The 16,281-nt window shown below is 71.7% G+C and carries 14 protein-coding genes and 2 tRNA genes; 8 read left to right on the top strand and 8 right to left on the bottom strand.

What is annotated here, in order from left to right; all coding sequences use genetic code 11:
- Positions 1-131: 131 nt before the first annotated feature.
- Positions 132-1,679, bottom strand: coding sequence for a glycerol kinase GlpK (gene glpK / locus FB554_RS16355; protein ID WP_142007739.1), 1,548 nt, complete (start codon positions 1,677-1,679; stop codon positions 132-134).
- A 23-nt stretch (positions 1,680-1,702) separates the two neighbouring features.
- Positions 1,703-2,428 carry an MIP/aquaporin family protein gene (locus FB554_RS16350; protein WP_142007738.1) on the bottom strand — a complete coding sequence of 242 codons (726 nt, stop codon included), beginning with the start codon at positions 2,426-2,428 and terminating at the stop codon, positions 1,703-1,705.
- Positions 2,429-2,586: 158 nt separating this feature from the next.
- Between FB554_RS16350 and FB554_RS16345 the strand changes: the two genes are divergently transcribed.
- The 3 genes from FB554_RS16345 (at position 2,587) to FB554_RS16335 (ending at position 6,681) form a co-directional block, all read left to right on the top strand.
- Positions 2,587-4,314: a glycerol-3-phosphate dehydrogenase/oxidase gene (locus FB554_RS16345; RefSeq protein WP_142007737.1), complete on the top strand. Its 1,728-nt coding sequence runs from the start codon at positions 2,587-2,589 to the stop codon at positions 4,312-4,314.
- Between the two features lie 73 nt (positions 4,315-4,387).
- Positions 4,388-5,110, top strand: a complete 723-nt coding sequence (locus tag FB554_RS16340) for a response regulator transcription factor (RefSeq protein WP_142007736.1) — start codon at positions 4,388-4,390, stop codon at positions 5,108-5,110.
- Entirely contained in the window at positions 5,107-6,681 is a 1,575-nt protein-coding gene (locus tag FB554_RS16335; protein WP_142007735.1) for a sensor histidine kinase, read from the top strand. Before FB554_RS16340 ends, FB554_RS16335 begins: the two co-directional genes overlap by 4 nt.
- 111 nt (positions 6,682-6,792) lie before the next feature.
- Here FB554_RS16335 and FB554_RS16330 read toward each other — a convergent pair.
- Positions 6,793-6,886: transfer RNA gene (locus FB554_RS16330), tRNA-Ser, on the bottom strand.
- 262 nt (positions 6,887-7,148) lie between these two features.
- Here FB554_RS16330 and FB554_RS16325 point away from each other — a divergent pair.
- Both FB554_RS16325 and FB554_RS16320 read left to right on the top strand, forming a co-directional pair.
- Positions 7,149-8,717: an LCP family protein gene (locus tag FB554_RS16325; protein ID WP_142007734.1), complete on the top strand. Its 1,569-nt coding sequence runs from the start codon at positions 7,149-7,151 to the stop codon at positions 8,715-8,717.
- 39 nt (positions 8,718-8,756) lie between these two features.
- Positions 8,757-10,667, top strand: a complete 1,911-nt coding sequence (locus FB554_RS16320) for a penicillin-binding transpeptidase domain-containing protein (RefSeq protein WP_142007733.1) — start codon at positions 8,757-8,759, stop codon at positions 10,665-10,667.
- A 98-nt stretch (positions 10,668-10,765) separates the two neighbouring features.
- On the opposite strand, the gene FB554_RS16315 is transcribed toward FB554_RS16320, so the two are convergent.
- Positions 10,766-10,969, bottom strand: a complete 204-nt coding sequence (locus FB554_RS16315; protein ID WP_142007732.1) for a cold-shock protein — start codon at positions 10,967-10,969, stop codon at positions 10,766-10,768.
- Between the two features lie 305 nt (positions 10,970-11,274).
- Positions 11,275-11,367 (bottom strand) — tRNA-Ser (locus FB554_RS16310).
- Between the two features lie 144 nt (positions 11,368-11,511).
- Between FB554_RS16310 and FB554_RS17745 the strand changes: the two genes are divergently transcribed.
- From FB554_RS17745 to FB554_RS16295, 3 genes are all read left to right on the top strand, one after another.
- A complete protein-coding gene (locus FB554_RS17745; protein WP_142007731.1) occupies positions 11,512-11,880 on the top strand; it encodes a YtxH domain-containing protein in 369 nt (122 codons plus the stop codon).
- Between the two features lie 180 nt (positions 11,881-12,060).
- The gene (locus tag FB554_RS16300) at positions 12,061-12,336 is read left to right on the top strand and encodes an HU family DNA-binding protein (protein WP_142007730.1); all 276 of its coding nucleotides are present in this window, start codon (positions 12,061-12,063) and stop codon (positions 12,334-12,336) included.
- 109 nt (positions 12,337-12,445) lie between these two features.
- The gene (locus FB554_RS16295; protein ID WP_142007729.1) at positions 12,446-13,318 is read left to right on the top strand and encodes an NAD(P)-dependent oxidoreductase; all 873 of its coding nucleotides are present in this window, start codon (positions 12,446-12,448) and stop codon (positions 13,316-13,318) included.
- 184 nt (positions 13,319-13,502) lie between these two features.
- Here FB554_RS16295 and epsC read toward each other — a convergent pair whose 3' ends face one another.
- The 3 genes from epsC to FB554_RS16280 all read right to left on the bottom strand — a co-directional run bounded on the left by epsC (position 13,503) and on the right by FB554_RS16280 (position 16,260).
- Positions 13,503-14,144 carry a serine O-acetyltransferase EpsC gene (gene epsC, locus FB554_RS16290; protein WP_420809474.1) on the bottom strand — a complete coding sequence of 214 codons (642 nt, stop codon included), beginning with the start codon at positions 14,142-14,144 and terminating at the stop codon, positions 13,503-13,505.
- Positions 14,144-15,088, bottom strand: a complete 945-nt coding sequence (cysK, locus tag FB554_RS16285) for a cysteine synthase A (protein WP_211344695.1) — start codon at positions 15,086-15,088, stop codon at positions 14,144-14,146. The genes epsC and cysK overlap by 1 nt, the downstream gene beginning before the upstream one ends.
- A 233-nt stretch (positions 15,089-15,321) precedes the next feature.
- A complete protein-coding gene (locus FB554_RS16280) occupies positions 15,322-16,260 on the bottom strand; it encodes an aldo/keto reductase (protein WP_142007726.1) in 939 nt (312 codons plus the stop codon).
- Positions 16,261-16,281: the final 21 nt, after the last annotated feature.

The following is a 16,281-nucleotide window of genomic DNA, read 5'->3' as shown; positions in this document are numbered from 1 at the left end:
CCACCGGCCCGGCCCGCGTCCGCCCCGGTGAGATCGGTGCGCACACAGCACGAGGTCGTACCGAGATCTGGCTCAGGGAGATCTCGGTACGACCTCGCGGGCTGACGCCGGTCGGCTCGCCGGCGGACGGGTCAGGCGTTGGCCGGGGCCTCCGGCGCCGCGTCGCTGTCGGTGTCCTTGACCCAGTCGAGCGTGCGCTTGACCGCCTTGTCCCACTTGGTCATGAGCGCGGTGACCTGCTCGGAGTCCATCTCCGGCTCCCAGCGCTTGTCCTCGGCCCACTGCTTGCGCAGCTCGTCCTCGTCCTTCCAGAAGCCGACCGCGAGACCGGCGGCGTAGGCCGCGCCGAGGCAGGTGGTCTCGGTGATCTCCGGGCGGATGACGGGCACCCCGAGCAGGTCGGCCTGGAACTGCATGGGGGTGTCGTTGCCGACCATGCCGCCGTCGACCTTCAGCTCGGAGAGGTCGACGCCGGAGTCGGCGTTCATCGCGTCGACGACCTCCTTGCTCTGGAAGGCCACGGCCTCCAGCGCCGCCCGCGCGATGTGGTTCTTGTTCGCATAGCGGGTCAGGCCGACGATCACGCCGCGGGCGTCGCTGCGCCAGTGCGGGGCGAACAGACCGGAGAAGGCGGGCACGACGTAGACGTCGCCGTTGTCCTCGACCTTCTTGGCGAGGTCCTCGACCTCCGGCGCCTGCTTGATCAGCCCCAGGTTGTCGCGCAGCCACTGCACCAGCGAGCCGGTGACGGCGATGGACCCCTCGAGGGCGTAGATCGGCTTGTTCTCGCCGATCTTGTAGCAGACGGTCGTGATCAGGCCGTTCTTGGACATGACCTTCTCCTCGCCCGTGTTGAGCAGGAGGAAGTTGCCCGTGCCATAGGTGTTCTTGGCGGTGCCCGGCTCGAAGCAGACCTGGCCGAAGGTCGCGGCCTGCTGGTCGCCGAGGATGCCCGCGATCGGCACGCCGCCGAGCACGCCGCGCTCGCGGACCTTGCCGTACTCCTCCGCCGAGGAGCGGATCTCCGGCAGCATCGACATCGGGATCTTCATGTCCTCGGCGATCGACTCGTCCCAGTCGAGCGTCGACAGATCCATCAGCAGGGTGCGCGAGGCGTTCGTGACGTCGGTGATGTGCACCCCGCCCTCGACGCCGCCGGTCATGTTCCAGACCAGCCAGGTGTCCATGTTGCCGAAGAGCAGGTCGCCCTTCTCGGCCTTCTCGCGCGCCCCGTCGACGTTGTCGAGGATCCAGCGCACCTTGGGGCCGGAGAAGTAGGTCGCGAGCGGCAGGCCGACCTTGTCGCGATAACGCTCGGCCCCGCCGCCGAGCGCGCCCAGCTCGTCGCAGATGTCGTCGGTGCGGGTGTCCTGCCAGACGATGGCGTTGTAGACCGGCTCACCGGTGGTCTTGTCCCAGACCAGCGCGGTCTCGCGCTGGTTGGTGATGCCCACGGCCGCGATGTCGCTGGCCTTGAGGTCCTTCTGGGCCAGCGCCTCGGCGGTGACCTTGCGGGTGTTGTTCCAGATCTCCTTGGCGTCGTGCTCCACCCAGCCCGCCTTGGGGAAGATCTGCTCGTGCTCCATCTGCGCGACGGCGGCGATCTTGCCGTCGTGGTCGAAGATCATGCAGCGGGTGCTGGTGGTCCCCTGGTCGATAGCGGCGATGTAGCTGCTCACAAAAGCCTCCTTGGCTCAGATGCTCAGATGTAGAGGTTGGCGAGGACACCGGCGATGACGCCGCCGATGATCGGACCGACCACCGGGATCCAGGCGTAGCCCCAGTTGCTGTCGTCCTTGTGCGGGATGGGCAGCAGCGCGTGCGCGATGCGCGGGCCCAGGTCGCGGGCCGGGTTGATGGCGTACCCCGTGGGGCCACCGAGGCTCGCGCCGATCCCGACCACGAGCAGGGCCACGGCCAGCGGGCCGAGCCCGGACGGCGTCTGCCCGAAGGTGATGATCACGAAGACCAGCACGAAGGTGCCGATGATCTCGGTCATCAGGTTCCACGGGGTGCTCTTGATCTGCGGACCGGTGGAGAAGACGCCGAGCGACGCGGCGTCGCCGCGCTCGTCGAACTGCTTCTTGTACGCCATCCAGCACAGCACGGCGCCGAGGAAGGCGCCGACCATCTCACCGGCCAGGTAGACCAGCGTGGACGTGACCGTGATCGGGACGCCCTTGGCGTACTCGCCGGCGTCGTTGGCCAGCAGGCCGAAGGTCACGGCGGGGTTGAGGTGCGCGCCCGACTTGTAGGCGCCGTAGACACCGGCGAACACCGCCAGCCCCCACCCGAAGTTGACCATCAGGAAGCCGCCCTCGAAGCCGTTGTTCTTCGGCAGCGCGACGTTGGCGACGACGCCGCAGCCGAGCAGCAGCAGCAACGCGGTCCCGAAGACCTCGCTGACGAACACTTGCCCCAGACTCATGGTGTGCCTTTCGTCTCGATGAGGGCTCGGACGCACGGTGCGGCTGCGACGCCCTCGACGTGCTCAGTAGGCTTCGATTCCTACCGCACTTCGGGGTTGTCGGTACACCGAACGGGTGATGCCCGAGCCCTGTGTCGCGTCGAGAGAGGATCCCCGTCATGGTGATGCAGCCGTTCAGCGCCACACTCGGTCCGGCCGAGCACGCACAGGCTTGGAAGGAGCTCACCGAGCGTGAGTTCGACGTGCTGGTCATCGGCGGCGGCGTCACCGGAGCCGGCACGGCGCTCGACGCGGCGACCCGTGGGCTGCGCACCGGCCTCGTCGAGGCGCGCGACTTCGCGAGCGGCACCTCCTCGCGCTCGTCCAAGCTGTTCCACGGCGGCCTGCGCTACCTGGAGCAGATGAACTTCTCGCTCGTGGCCGAGGCGCTCAAGGAGCGCGAGCTGATGCTCACCCACATCGCGCCCCACCTGGTGCACCCCGTGCCGTTCCTCTACCCGCTGTCGCACCGCGGCTGGGAGCGGCCGTACGTCGCCACCGGCCTGGCCATGTACGACCAGATGGGCGGGGCACGCTCGGTGCCGCGGCAGAAGCACCTCACCAAGGGCGGGGCGCTGCAGCTGTTCCCGGGTCTGAAGTCCGACGCCCTCGTCGGGGCCGTGCGCTACTACGACGGCCAGGCCGACGACGCCCGCCACACCATGACCGTGGCCCGCACGGCGGCGCACTACGGCGCGGTCGTGCGCTCCTCGACCGAGGTCGTCGAGATCCTCACCGAGGCCGACCGCGTGGTCGGCGCGGTGGTGCGCGACGTCGAGACCGACGAGCGGGCCACCGTGCGCGCCAAGGTCGTCATCAACGCCACCGGCGTGTGGACCGACGACATCCAGAAGATGACCGGCGGCCGGGGCCGCTTCCGGGTGCGGGCGTCCAAGGGCGTGCACATCCTGGTCAACCGCGACCGGATCGCCGGCGAGGTCGGCCTGATCCTGCGCACCGAGAAGTCGGTGCTGTTCGTCATCCCGTGGGACCAGCACTGGATCATCGGCACCACCGACACCGACTGGGCGCTCGACCTGGCGCACCCCGCCGCGACCGCCACCGACATCGAGTACCTGCTCGAGCACGTCAACACGGTGCTGGCCGTGCCGCTGACCCACGACGACATCGTCGGCGTCTACGCCGGCCTGCGGCCGCTGCTCGCCGGTGAGAGCGAGGACACCAGCCAGCTCTCGCGCGAGCACGCCGTGGCCCGCTCGGCCCCCGGCATGGTCTCCATCGCCGGCGGGAAGTACACCACCTACCGGGTGATGGCCAAGGACGCCGTCGACGCCGCCGCCGAGGACCTCGGCCAGATCAGCGAGTCGGTGACCGAGCACGTCCCCCTCGTCGGGGCCGACGGCTACGCCGCGATGCTCAACCTCAAGTCCGAGCTCGGGCGCGAGGCGGGCCTGCCGGAGTGGCGCATCGAGCACCTGCTCGGCCGCTACGGCTCCAAGCTGCACGAGGTGCTGGCGCTCGGCGACGAGGACCCCTCGATGCTCGAGCCGGTCGCCTCCGCGGAGAAGTACCTGCGGGCCGAGCTGAAGTACGCCGTCACCCACGAGGGCGCGCTGCACCTCGCCGACGTGCTCGCCCGGCGCACCCGCATGTCGATCGAGACCAAGCACCGCGGGGTCGACGCCGCCGAGGAGACCGCCGACATCATGGCGGCGGTGCTCGGCTGGGACGAGGCCACCAAGGCGCGCGAGATCGAGGCCTACAAGGAGCGGGTCGCGGCCGAGATCGCCTCGCAGCAGCTCGCGACCGACGCCGAGAGCGACGCCACCCGCACCAAGGCTCCCGAGACCCGCCCCGGCCTGCGCGACGTGACCGCCACCACCTGAGGGTTCGCGCCGACACAGGATTCGCACAGGTTGGTGATGGCGCCGGCACAGAGGCGCGCGCTTCACTGCTGCTATGAGCAGCAGCGCGCCCCTCGCCCGCGTCGACGGCAACCCCGTGCGGGTGCTGGTCGTCGACGACGAGAACAACCTCACCGAGCTGCTGTCGATGGCGCTGCGCTACGAGAAGTGGGACGTCAAGAGCGCCGGCACCGGCTCGCAGGCGGTGCGCGTGGCCAAGGAGTTCAAGCCCGACGCGGTCGTGCTGGACATGATGCTGCCCGACTTCGACGGCCTCGAGGTGCTGCGCCGGCTGCGCGACGAGAACCCCACGGTGCCCGTGCTGTTCCTCACCGCGCGTGACGCCGTCGAGGACCGGGTGGCCGGGCTGACCGCCGGCGGGGACGACTACGTCACCAAGCCGTTCTCGCTGGAGGAGGTCGTCGCGCGCGTGCGCGCGCTGCTGCGCCGCACCGTGCTGCTGCAGGAGGAGTCCGACTCGGTGCTGGTCGTCGGCGACCTGACGCTCGACGAGGACAGCCACGAGGTCACCCGCGGCGGTGACGAGATCGCTCTGACCGCAACGGAGTTCGAGCTGCTGCGCTATCTCATGCGCAACCCACGGCGGGTGCTGTCCAAGGCGCAGATCCTCGACCGCGTGTGGCACTACGACTTCGGCGGCCAGGCCAACGTCGTCGAGCTGTACATCTCCTACCTGCGCAAGAAGATCGACGCGGGGCGGACCCCGATGATCCACACCATGCGCGGCGCGGGGTACGTCCTCAAGCCGGCTGCGTGACCGGCACCAGCCCTTCGGCTCGGCGGGCGCGCGCGCTCCGGCCGAGCGGCTGGAACCTGCGCACCAAGCTGGTCGCCTCGATCGTCCTGCTCTATCTGGCCGTCACGCTGGTGACGGGTGCCGCCACCGTGCTGGGCTCGCGCACCAGCCAGCTGTCCCAGATGGACGAGCAGCTGCGCAGCGCCGCGCTCGCGCTGGAGGGCGGCGACGCCGGCAAGAGCGGGCCGCCGCCGGGGCTCGGTCTGTCCCAGGTCACCTGCACGGTCGCCCAGGACGGCACGATCGTGCAGCGCGTGGTCGACGGCAGCCTGGCGAGCACCTGCTACGTCTCCGGCACCGACGGCAGCCGCAACGACCTGACGCAGCGGCAGGTCGAGACCCTGATGCGCACGCTCTCGCCGCAGCAGTCCGCCGGGCCGGTCACCCGCGCGGTGGACGGCTCCGACTATCGCGTCGTCACCGCCCAGCGCTCGGGCCTGGTGCGCACCCGCGAAGGCACCGAGGAGCAGACCCTCACCGAGGTGCGCGGCCTGCCGCTCGCGCCGGTGCAGGAGTCGGTCGACCGCCTGGTGCGCACCGTCGCCCTCGTCGGCCTGTTCGGCCTGCTGTTCATCGTGCTCGCGTCGTGGCTGCTCGTGCGCCGCAACCTGGCGCCGCTGCGCCGGGTCGCCGGCACGGCCCGCCGGGTGTCGCACCTGCCGCTGGCCGAGGGCGCCGCGCAGACGTCGTCCGAGCGGGTCGCGCCCGCCGACACCGACCCCGGCACCGAGGTCGGCCAGGTCGGCGTCGCCCTCAACGAGCTGCTCGACCACGTGGACCGCTCGCTCACCGCGCGGCACCGCTCGGAGCTGCAGGTGCGCCAGTTCGTCGCCGACGCGAGCCACGAGCTGCGCACCCCGCTCGCCTCGATCCGCGGCTACGCCGAGCTGTCCCGCAAGGAGCCCGAGCCGGTGCCCGAGGGCGTGGTGCACGCGCTGGGCCGCATCGAGGCCGAGGCCGACCGGATGACCGAGCTGGTCGAGGACCTGCTGCTGCTCGCCCGGCTGGACGCCGGGCGTCCGCTGGCCCAGGACCCGGTGGACCTGACGATGGTCGTGATGGAGACGGTCAGCGACGCCCGCGCCGCCGGCCCCGACCACCGCTGGGCCCTGGAGCTGCCCGACGAGCCCGCCGAGGTCGTCGGCGACGAGGCCCGGCTGCGGCAGGTGCTGATCAACGTGCTGGCCAACGCCCGCACGCACACCCCGCCGGGCACGCTCGTCACGACCGCGATCCGGCCGGTCCCCGGCGGGGTCGAGCTGCGGGTGAGCGACACCGGGCCGGGGGTGCCGCCGCAGCTGCAGGCGCGCGTCTTCGAGCGGTTCACCCGGGGTGACGCCGCCCGCCAGCGCGCCGGTGGCAGCAGCGGCCTCGGGCTGTCGATCGTGCACGCGGTCGTGAGCGCGCACGGCGGCCGTGTCGGGCTGACCAGCCGCCCGGGCGAGACGACGGTGACCATCGCGCTCCCGGCGACGCCGCCCCCGCTCGCGCCCCCTCCCCCGGCCGCCCCGCCCGGCCCCGCACCCGCCTGAGCTGCTGGCGCAGATCGTGCGACGACGTACGACATGCCCAACCCCGCCGTACGCCCTCGGCCGGCACAGCGAAGGGCCCTCACCTGGTCGGTGAGGGCCCTTCGTGCGCTGTGGCGGAGGCGGAGGGATTTGAACCCTCGATGGGGTTGTAGCCCCAAACCCGCTTAGCAGGCGGGCGCCATAGACCTGACTAGGCGACGCCTCCCCGTCGAGCGTCCGCCAGGCTACCTGCGGCGCGGGTTCCCGACCAAACCGGACCGCCCAGCAACCACACAGGTTGATGTGGCGTCATGCTCGGTAACCGATCTGAGATGCTCGGGGTCACATCTGCTCGGTTCGCCTGACACTGCTGGAGACGGTGCGGGACGATGATCGGCGGTCGCGCCCCGACAGCATCGACGGTCGACCGTGCGCCACCCGAGCCGCACCGTGACCCGGTGCCTCCCGAGCCCCGCGAAGGATGATCCATGAGCCAGCCGCCGCCGGCGACGCCCCCGCAGCGGCCGTACGACCCCCGGGACGAGCCGGGCGGGTCGGATCCTCTCTCCCGCAGCGGCTGGCGCGACCAGCAGGCGGGGCAGCGCGCCCAGCACAACGGTGAGGTGCGCCGGGCGTTCGGGCTCACCGCGCTGAGCACCCTGCTGCCCGGTCTCGGCCTGATCTTCACCCGCCGCCGCGGCCTCGGCATCCTGATGGCGCTGGCCGCGCTGATCACCTTCGGGCTCGTCGGTTTCTCGCTGCTCAGCGGCGGCGTGATCAGCAGCGCGGCGGGGTTCCTCACCGCGCGCGGGCTGCTGCTCCTGCTCGCCCTGTTCGTCATCGGCGGCGTGGTCTGGGTGCTCGGCATCATGCTGACCGCGCAGGAGACGGTGCGCGACTCGTGGTCGACGCGCTCGGTCTGGCTGCACCGCATCTTCGCCGCCGCCCTGTGCCTGCTGATCGCCGCGCCGTCGGCCCGCGGCGCGCAGTACGTCCTGATCACCAAGGACGCCTTCACCCGGATGACCGAGGAGCGCTACGCCGGCCGCGGCGGCTCGGCGCGCACCCCCGACGGCGGCTCCGACCCGTGGCGCGACGTGCCGCGCGTCAACGTGCTGCTCATCGGCTCCGACGCGGCCGACCAGCGCACCGGCGTGCGCACCGACTCGCTGATGGTCGCGAGCATCGACACCAAGACCGGCGACACCGTGCTGATCAGCGTGCCGCGCAACCTGCAGAAGGTGCCCTTCCCCGCCGACAACCCGCTGAAGAAGGTCTATCCGAACGGCTTCGACTGCGGCAACGAGTGCCTGATGGACGCCGTCTGGGAAGAGGCCGCCACCAAGAACCGCGACAAGTTCCCCGCCGACGAGGCCAACCCGGGGCTGAACACCACCCGCGAGGTCGTGCAGGAGATCGTCGGGCTCCCGATCGACTACACCACCGTGGTCGACCTGTCCGGCTTCACCAAGCTCGTCGACGCCATGGGCGGGGTCACGATGAACGTGCCGACCCGCATCCCGATCGGCGGCGTCATCCGCAACGGCTATGTCGTGCCCGGCAGCATCACCGACTGGATCGAGCCGGGCTATCAGCGGCTCAACGGGCACCAGGCGCTGTGGTACTCCCGCTCGCGCGCCACCACCAGCGACGACGACCGGATGCGTCGCCAGCGGTGCATGGTCAACGCCCTGGTGAGCCAGTCCAACCCGTTCTCGCTGCTGCAGAAGTTCCCCGACATCATGGCCGTCGCGGAGAACAACATCAGCTTCGACATCCCGCAGGAGCACCTGCCCGCCTTCGCGACCCTCGTGGAGACGATGCAGAAGGGGACGATGCGCAGCGTCAACCTGTCGCCGCCGATCATCAAGGGCTACGACCCCGACTACGCCAAGATCCGCGCGCTCGTGAAGCAGGCGACCACCGCCCCGCCGGAGAAGACGGCGCCGAAGTCGACCGGCTCGCCCACGCCGACGCCCAGCACGACCACGACGGCGCCGCCGACGAGCAGCAGCACCACCACGCAGGCGATCACCAACACGCGCGACTCCTGCTGAGAGACTGCGCACGGTCATACCGACGAAGGGGGGACGCTCGTGGCGCGTCACACGGTGCTGACCGCGGCCGTCGCCGGCGTGGTGCTGGCCGGCGGGCTCGGCGGCTACATGCTGCTCAGCGACTACCGCGAGGGCTCCGCCGCCGACGACGACGCGCGGGCGGCCGCCGAGCAGTTCGCCCGGGCGTGGATGCAGCGCGCCCCGCAGAACGCCCGCTACATCGGCACCGACGGGCAGGGCGCCGCCGCCAACTTCCGCACCGCCACCGCCGCGCTCGGCTCGGGCCCGATCAAGATCACCGTCGGCGACCTGCGGCGCGACGGCAGCACCGCCACGGCCGACCTGCAGGTCAGCTGGACCCTGCGCAACGGCAAGTCGTTCCAGTGGGTCGACCCGGTGCCCCTCGCCAAGTCGGGCCAGCAGTGGGGCGTCCAGGTCGGCGACACCTCGCTGTGGCACCCCAAGCTGGCGCCGAACGGCGCGTTCGCGGTGCGCGAGTCCGACGCGCAGCGCGGCGAGATCCTCGGCCGCGGCGGAGCGAAGCTGATGGCCAACCAGACCGTCTACGACGTCAAGATCGACCCGCAGAAGGCCACGCCGAGCAGCGTCGGCACGCTCGAGGGCGTCGTCGGCCAGCGCGGCCAGCTGCTGGCGAAGCTGACCGCCGCCAAGGCCCGCAAGTCCGAGGCGCTCATCCCGGTGATCACCTACCGCGCGAGCGACTACCAGCCCAAGGAGGACTCGCTCACCGGTCTCGACGGGATCGTCGTGGACGACCGGCAGCAGCCGCTCGCCGAGACCCGCACCTTCGGGCAGCCGCTGCTCGGCACCGTCGGCCCGGCCACCGACGAGATGATCAAGAAGCAGCCGAACCGCTACCGCCCCGGCATGTACGTCGGGCGCTCGGGCCTGCAGGCGGCGTTCGACTCGACCCTCGCGCCGAGCGGCGGGCTCACCGTCACCGTGGCCGGGCAGCCCGACCAGGTGCTGCACGGCGCCAAGCCGCAGCCCGGCACGTCGCTGCAGACCACCCTCGACCCGAAGGTGCAGCGCGCCGCCGAGAAGGCGATCAGCAACGCCGGCGACTCCTCCCCCGCCGCGATCGTGGCCCTCGACGTCAAGAGCGGCGACGTGCTGGCCGTCGCCAACGGGCCGAGCAACGGCATCAACCGTGCCCTGGCCGGGCAGTACCAGCCCGGGTCGACGCTCAAGGTGTCGACGACGTACGCCCTGCTCACCAACGGCTTCTCGGCCGACACCAAGGTGCCGTGCCCGCCGAGCATCATGGTCGACGGCCGCCGCATCGGGAACTTCGAGCAGGAGACGCTGCCGGCCGACGCCGACTTCCGCGACAGCTTCGCCCAGTCGTGCAACACGGCTTTCGTGCAGGCCTCCAGCGACCTCGCGCCCGACGCGATGAGCACGTCGGCCAAGCAGCTCGGCATCGGCGTCGACTGGACCAAGCAGCTGGGCGTGCCGGCCTACACCGGGTCGGTGCCGCCGACCGACGGGAAGGTCGACCACGCCGCCGAGAGCTTCGGCCAGGCCCGCACGCTCGCCTCGCCGCTGTCGCTCGCGGTGATGGCCGGGTCGGTCGCGCGCGGCAGCTACGTCCCGCCGCAGCTGGTCGTGCAGTCCGGCACCGACCGCACCCCGAAGCCGCTCGACGGCAACGCGGTCGGGCAGATCCGGCAGATGATGCGCCAGGTCGTCACCGAGGGCACCGGCCGGCAGATGCAGGGCACCCCGGGCGGCGACGTGTTCGCCAAGACCGGCACGGCCGAGTTCGACGGCGCCGACGGGCCCGAGTCGCGCGCGTGGCTGGTCGGCTGGCAGGGCAACGTCGCGTTCGCCGTGCTGATCGAGACGGTGCCGCTGGGCAGCGGCGGCGGCGACCGGGCCGCCCCGGTGGCCAAGGACTTCCTGACCCTGCTCTCGCAGGCCGGCTGAGGACGTACGCCATCGGGCACGACGAAGGCCCCGCACCGATCGGTGCGGGGCCTTCGGAGCCGGTCAGGAGACCGGCGAAGTCTGCTCTAGGGCAGGACTCAGACCGGGACGACGTTGGTCGCCTGCGGGCCCTTGTCGCCCTGGGTGATCTCGAACTCGACGCGCTGCTGCTCGTCGAGGCTGCGGTAACCCTGAGACTGGATGGCGGAGTAGTGGACGAAGACGTCCGGGCCGCCGCCGTCCTGGGCGATGAAGCCGAAGCCCTTCTCAGCGTTGAACCACTTGACGGTTCCCTGTGCCATGGGGTGTAACTCTCAATCTGTTGTTTCTCTGGCGTGAGACCCCGATGGTGCCGGGGCCGGCTGCCGATGACACCCCCTGCCCGGACCGAGACGGTCCCGACACAGGAACGCCCGCTCGCGCGGGCGGTCCATCGATCACGAGGAACTGCAACTGCAACCGGGTGCGACGTTAGCACGCGACAGGTGAACACCAGACGGATGGAGCGCGTCGAGATGTTGCGCGCAGCCCCGCGCTGACGGGCCTCCGCCGTTGGGGTGGAGCGGTCCGCGGTGCCTCGGCCCCGGCCGGGGGCGGCGTACTGCGGTGGCGGAGGGCGTGGGATTCGAACCCACGAAGCCGGGGTAACCGACTTAGCGGTTTTCAAGACCGCCGCACTAGGCCACTATGCGAGCCCTCCCTGCCCGCACCAGCGGGCCCGTCCCCGAGTCTAGACGCGAGCCGGCCGTACGCCCGCGCGGGCGTGGGAACGCCGCTCTCGTCGCGTTAGGGTCGCGAGAACCGCCTGGAACAGGCGAGCCAACCCCGAAAGGAGCTGCACATCATGGGCAAGCTGTCCTTCCTCGTCGGCCTCGGAGCCGGATACGTCCTCGGCGCCAAGGCCGGCAGGCAGCGTTACGAGCAGATCAAGGACCGCGCGAACCAGGCGTGGGGCCACCCGCAGGTGCAGGACACGGTGGAGAAGGCGAGCGAGCAGGTGAAGGCCAAGGCGCCGCAGGTCGCGGCCGCCGCCGGCACCGCCGCGCAGAAGGCCGCAGGTCAGGCGGCCCGGGCCACCCCGGGCGTCTCGTCCGGGCCGGAGGCGCCCAACACCGCCGACGAGGACCTGCCGGAGACGATCCACCGCGACGAGAAGGGCAAGCTGCACGCCGAGCCCGGTGGCTTCGGCCCCGGCCCGGGCAACCTGCCCTGATCCTGCGCTCGCCCGACGCACGTCCAGCAGCACTGGTCGACACGCGTCACACGCGTATCGGGCACCCGCGACACGAGGCACGCCCGACGCCCCCAGGTCGCGAAATTCCGGGCGATCTGGCGTAGTTTCCATCGGGAAGCCGGTCACGGCTTGCCGTTCAACCAAGGACAGGACTCATTCATGAACCGCACTGACCTCGCCAGCACCATCGCGCAGAAGACCGGCGTGAGCGTCAAGGACGCCAACGCTGTCATCGGTGGACTGAACGATGTGATCCTCGAGGCCGTCGGCCGCGGCGACAAGATCCAGCTGCCGGGCCTGCTGACCATCGAGGTCGTCGACCGCGCGGCGCGCACCGGCCGCAACCCGCAGACCGGCGAGGAGATCCAGATCGCCGCGACGAAGGCCGCCAAGGTCACCGCGGGCAGCAAGCTCAAGGCTGCCGCCAAGGGCTGACGCCCCAGCGATCTTCTCCCCTTCGGCCGAGAGCCCGCACCGCCACCGGCGGAGCGGGCTCTCGGCGTCCTGGCAGGCGTACGGCCGTGCCGCCCTAGGCTGCTGAGCCATGCAGCCCGCCGCCCCGCAGCACGTCGGCGTCATCGGCCTCGGCCACATGGGTGCGCCCATGGCGGTCAACCTGGCGAGGGCGGGGTACGCCGTCGCCGGCTGGTCGCGCACGCCCCGCTCGCTCTCCGGGCCGGCGTCGCTGCGCACGACCACCGACCTCGCCGACCTGCGCGGGTGCGACACGCTCGTCTGCCTGCTGCCCGAGCTGGCCCACCTGGAGGCGCTGCTCGAGGACGGCTCGCTGCTGGCCCCGGGCCACGCGACGACCGCGCTGGTCGTGATGAGCACCTGCTCCCCGGTCGACGTGGTCGCGCTGGCCGAGCGGCTCGCCCCGCAGGTCGAGGTGGTCGACGCGCCGGTGAGCGGCGGGGCGCAGGGCGCCCAGGAGGCGCGGCTGTCGATCATGTGCGGCTGCACGCCGGAACAGCTGGAGCGGCTGCGGCCGATGCTGGAGGCGCTGGGCCGCACGGTGCGCCACCTCGGCCCGGTCGGCGCGGGCTCGGTCGCCAAGGCGGCCAACCAGCTGGTGGTGGCGGCCACGATGGAGGCGCTGGCCGAGGCGACCCTGCTCGCCGAGCGGCACGGCCTCGACCGCGCCCAGCTGCTGGAGGTGCTGGGCGGCGGGCTCGCTGCCTCGGAGCTGCTGCGCCAACGCGGCCCGGCGCTGAGCAGCGACGACTTCACCCCGACCGCCGCGGCGAGGCTGTTCGTGAAGGACCTGCGCTACGCCGCGGAGGCCGCGGGCGACCTACGGCTGCCGGTGCGCGACGCCGTGGCCGCCCAGTTCGACCGCACCGTGGCGCTCGGCCTGGGCGAGCAGGACATGGCGGTGCTGCTGCAGACCCTGCGGCACTCCCCCGAGCGTCCCTGAAGGGCGCCGCCTCGGCGACGATGCCGCCAGACCGGAGCTCCCCTCGGTGACGATGCCGCCAGACCGGAGCTCCCCTCGGTGACGATGCCGCCAGACCGGAGCTTGCGACGGGCTGGCGGAGGAGGAACCGAGGTAATCAGTAGGCAGGGCCGGGCTGGCGGAGGAGGAACCGAGGCCAAAAGGACTAGATGTACAGCGCGGGGTCGGCGTAGGGGTCCTCTGCGGGGGCGGAGGTGCGCACCGTGGCGGGGATGCCGACGGCGACCGAGTCGCGCGGGACGTCCTTGACCACCACGGCGTTGGCGCCCACCTGGGTGCGTTCGCCGATCGTGACGGGGCCGAGGATGCGCGCGCCGGCACCGATCGTCACGCCGTCGGCGATCGTGGGGTGTCGCTTGACCCGCTCCATCGAGCGGCCGCCGAGCGTGACGCCGTGATAGAGCATCACGTCGTCGCCGACCTCCGCGGTCTCGCCGATGACGACCCCCATGCCGTGGTCGATGAAGAAGCGCTGCCCGATGGTGGCGCCGGGGTGGATCTCGACGCCGGTGGCAGCGCGCGACGCGTGCGCCACGAGCCGCGCAGGGATGCGCCAGCGGTCACCGCGCTGCCACATCCGGTGGGCGACCCGGTGCGCCCAGACGGCGTGCAGCCCGGGCGAGGTGAGCACCACCTCCAGCGAGGATCCGGCGGCCGGGTCACGCAGCAGAGCCGCGTCGACGTCGTCGCGCAGCCCCGAGCGTACGTCGTCCACGGCTCGGCGCAGCCGCGCCAGCGGACGCCGGTCGTCGGTCTTCCCCGTCAGGAGGTGGGTGCCCATGGCCATCAGTCAACAAGACCCTCGAACAGCAGCGTGGACAGGTAGCGCTCGCCGAAGCTGGGGATGATCACGACGATCGTCTTGCCGGCGTTCTCCGGGCGGGCGGCGACCTGCGCGGCGGCCGCGAGCGCGGTGCCGGAGGAGATGCCGACCAGCAGGCCCTCCTGGGTGGCCGCCTTGCGGGCCCACTCCACCGAGGTCGGGAAGTCGATGTCGATGACCTCGTCGTAGATCTCGCGGTCGAGGATGTCGGGCACGAAGTTGGCACCGATGCCCTGGATCTTGTGCGGGCCGGGCTCGCCGCCGTTGAGGATCGGCGACTCGGCCGGCTCGACGGCGATCATCTGCACCTCGGGCTTGCGCTCCTTGAGCACCTGGCCGACGCCGGTGATGGTGCCGCCGGTGCCGATGCCGCTCACGACGATGTCGACGGCGCCGTCGGTGTCGTTCCAGATCTCCTCGGCGGTCGTGCGGCGGTGCACCTCGGGGTTGGCCTCGTTGGCGAACTGCCGGGCCAGCACCGCGCCCTCCTCCGTGGCGAGCTCCTGGGCCTTGGCGACCGCGCCCTTCATGCCCTCCGAGCCGGGGGTCAGCACCAGCTCGGCGCCGAACGCGCGCAGCAGGGCGCGGCGCTCCTTGCTCATCGTCTCGGGCATGGCCAGCACGACGCGGTATCCCTTGGCCGCCCCGACCATCGCGAGCGCGATGCCGGTGTTGCCCGAGGTGGCCTCGACGATCGTGCCGCCCGGCTTCAGCTCGCCGGACTTCTCGGCGGCCTCGACGATCGCGGCACCGATGCGGTCCTTGACCGAGGCGGCGGGGTTGGCGAACTCCAGCTTGCCGGCGACGGTCACGCCGTCGGCGGCGCCGGTCTCGGCGCTGATGATCCGGTTGATCCGCACCAGCGGCGTCTGGCCGATGGACTGGGTGACGTCGTCGAGGATGGGCACGGGCATGCTCCTTGGGGTCGGTGCGGCCGGCGTACGCCAAGACCGGCAAAGGCTTATACGAACTCCAACGCCAGGTTATTCCCTCCGAGGTGGCGGCCGCCGGGTGAGTCCGGCACCCGGGCACCCCCGGGCGCCGAAACCGCGTTTCAGCGCTTTGACCGTGCTGCAGCGGAGTCAGAGCGCTCAAACCGCGCTTCAGCACCGTCGGTACGCCCTCGCCGGGCGGCGCCTGCTCAGCCGGCGGCGTCGAGCCGCGCCCGCTGGTCGGCGGTCAGCTCCAGCCGCACGCCCGCGAGCGCGCTGTCGAGCTGCTCGGGCTTGCTGCCGCCGAGGATCGGCAGCATCGGCACCTCGCCGCCGGCGAGCCAGGCGAGCACCACCTGCCCCTTGCTGGCGCCGACCTCGGCCGCCACCTCGCCCAGCACCTGCAGCCGGGCCGCGTTGCCCTCGTGCTGGTAGGCCGGCGTGAACGGCCGGTCGTCGCGGTCGTACGCCCCGAGCAGCAGCGCGGTGTAGACCCACAGGTCGAGGTCGTTCCGCGCGACGTAGTCGACCGTCTCCGGCGTCACCATGCCGAAGCGCCAGTCCTGCCCCTCGACGACCACGCCGGGCTTGGGCTGCAGGTAGGAGTGGCGCAGCTGCAACCCCGCGAACGGCGCCAGGCCCGCGGCCTGCGCGGCGGCCCGGGCGCGCTCCACGGCCCAGGTCGGGTTGTTGCAGATCGCGACCTCGTCGACCAGCCCGTCGCGCACCAGCTCACCGAAGGTCACGCCGACCTGGTCGATCGGCTCGCGCAGGTCCTCCGGGTGCGCCCAGTAACGGTCGATGCGCTCGACGCCGAGCCGCTCGAGGCTGAGCGCGAGCCCCGCCCGCACCGCCTGGCGCGACAGGCCCTCGTCGTGCTCGGGGTGACCGTGCGGGACCGTCGGCTGCACGCCGACCTTGGTGCTGAGGCGCACGTCCGCGCCCGGGTTGGCCCGCAGCCAGCGACCGATGACCTCCTCGCTCTGGCCGCCGAGGCCGGAGGGGTCCTCCCAGAAGGAGTAGCAGTTGGCCGTGTCGATCCAGCGGCCACCGGCCGCGACGAACCGGTCGAGCAGCGCGAAGCTGGCGCGGTCGTCGAGGCGGGTTCCGAAATACATCGCGCCGAGCACGAGGCGGGGTTCGTTCACGCGCCCCACCCTCAGGTGCGT

This window comes from Barrientosiimonas humi (assembly GCF_006716095.1).
In the GTDB taxonomy this organism is placed as follows: domain Bacteria; phylum Actinomycetota; class Actinomycetes; order Actinomycetales; family Dermatophilaceae; genus Barrientosiimonas; species Barrientosiimonas humi.
The sequence above is the reverse complement of the archived record's forward strand: the minus strand, read 5'-3'. Positions and strand labels throughout refer to the sequence as shown.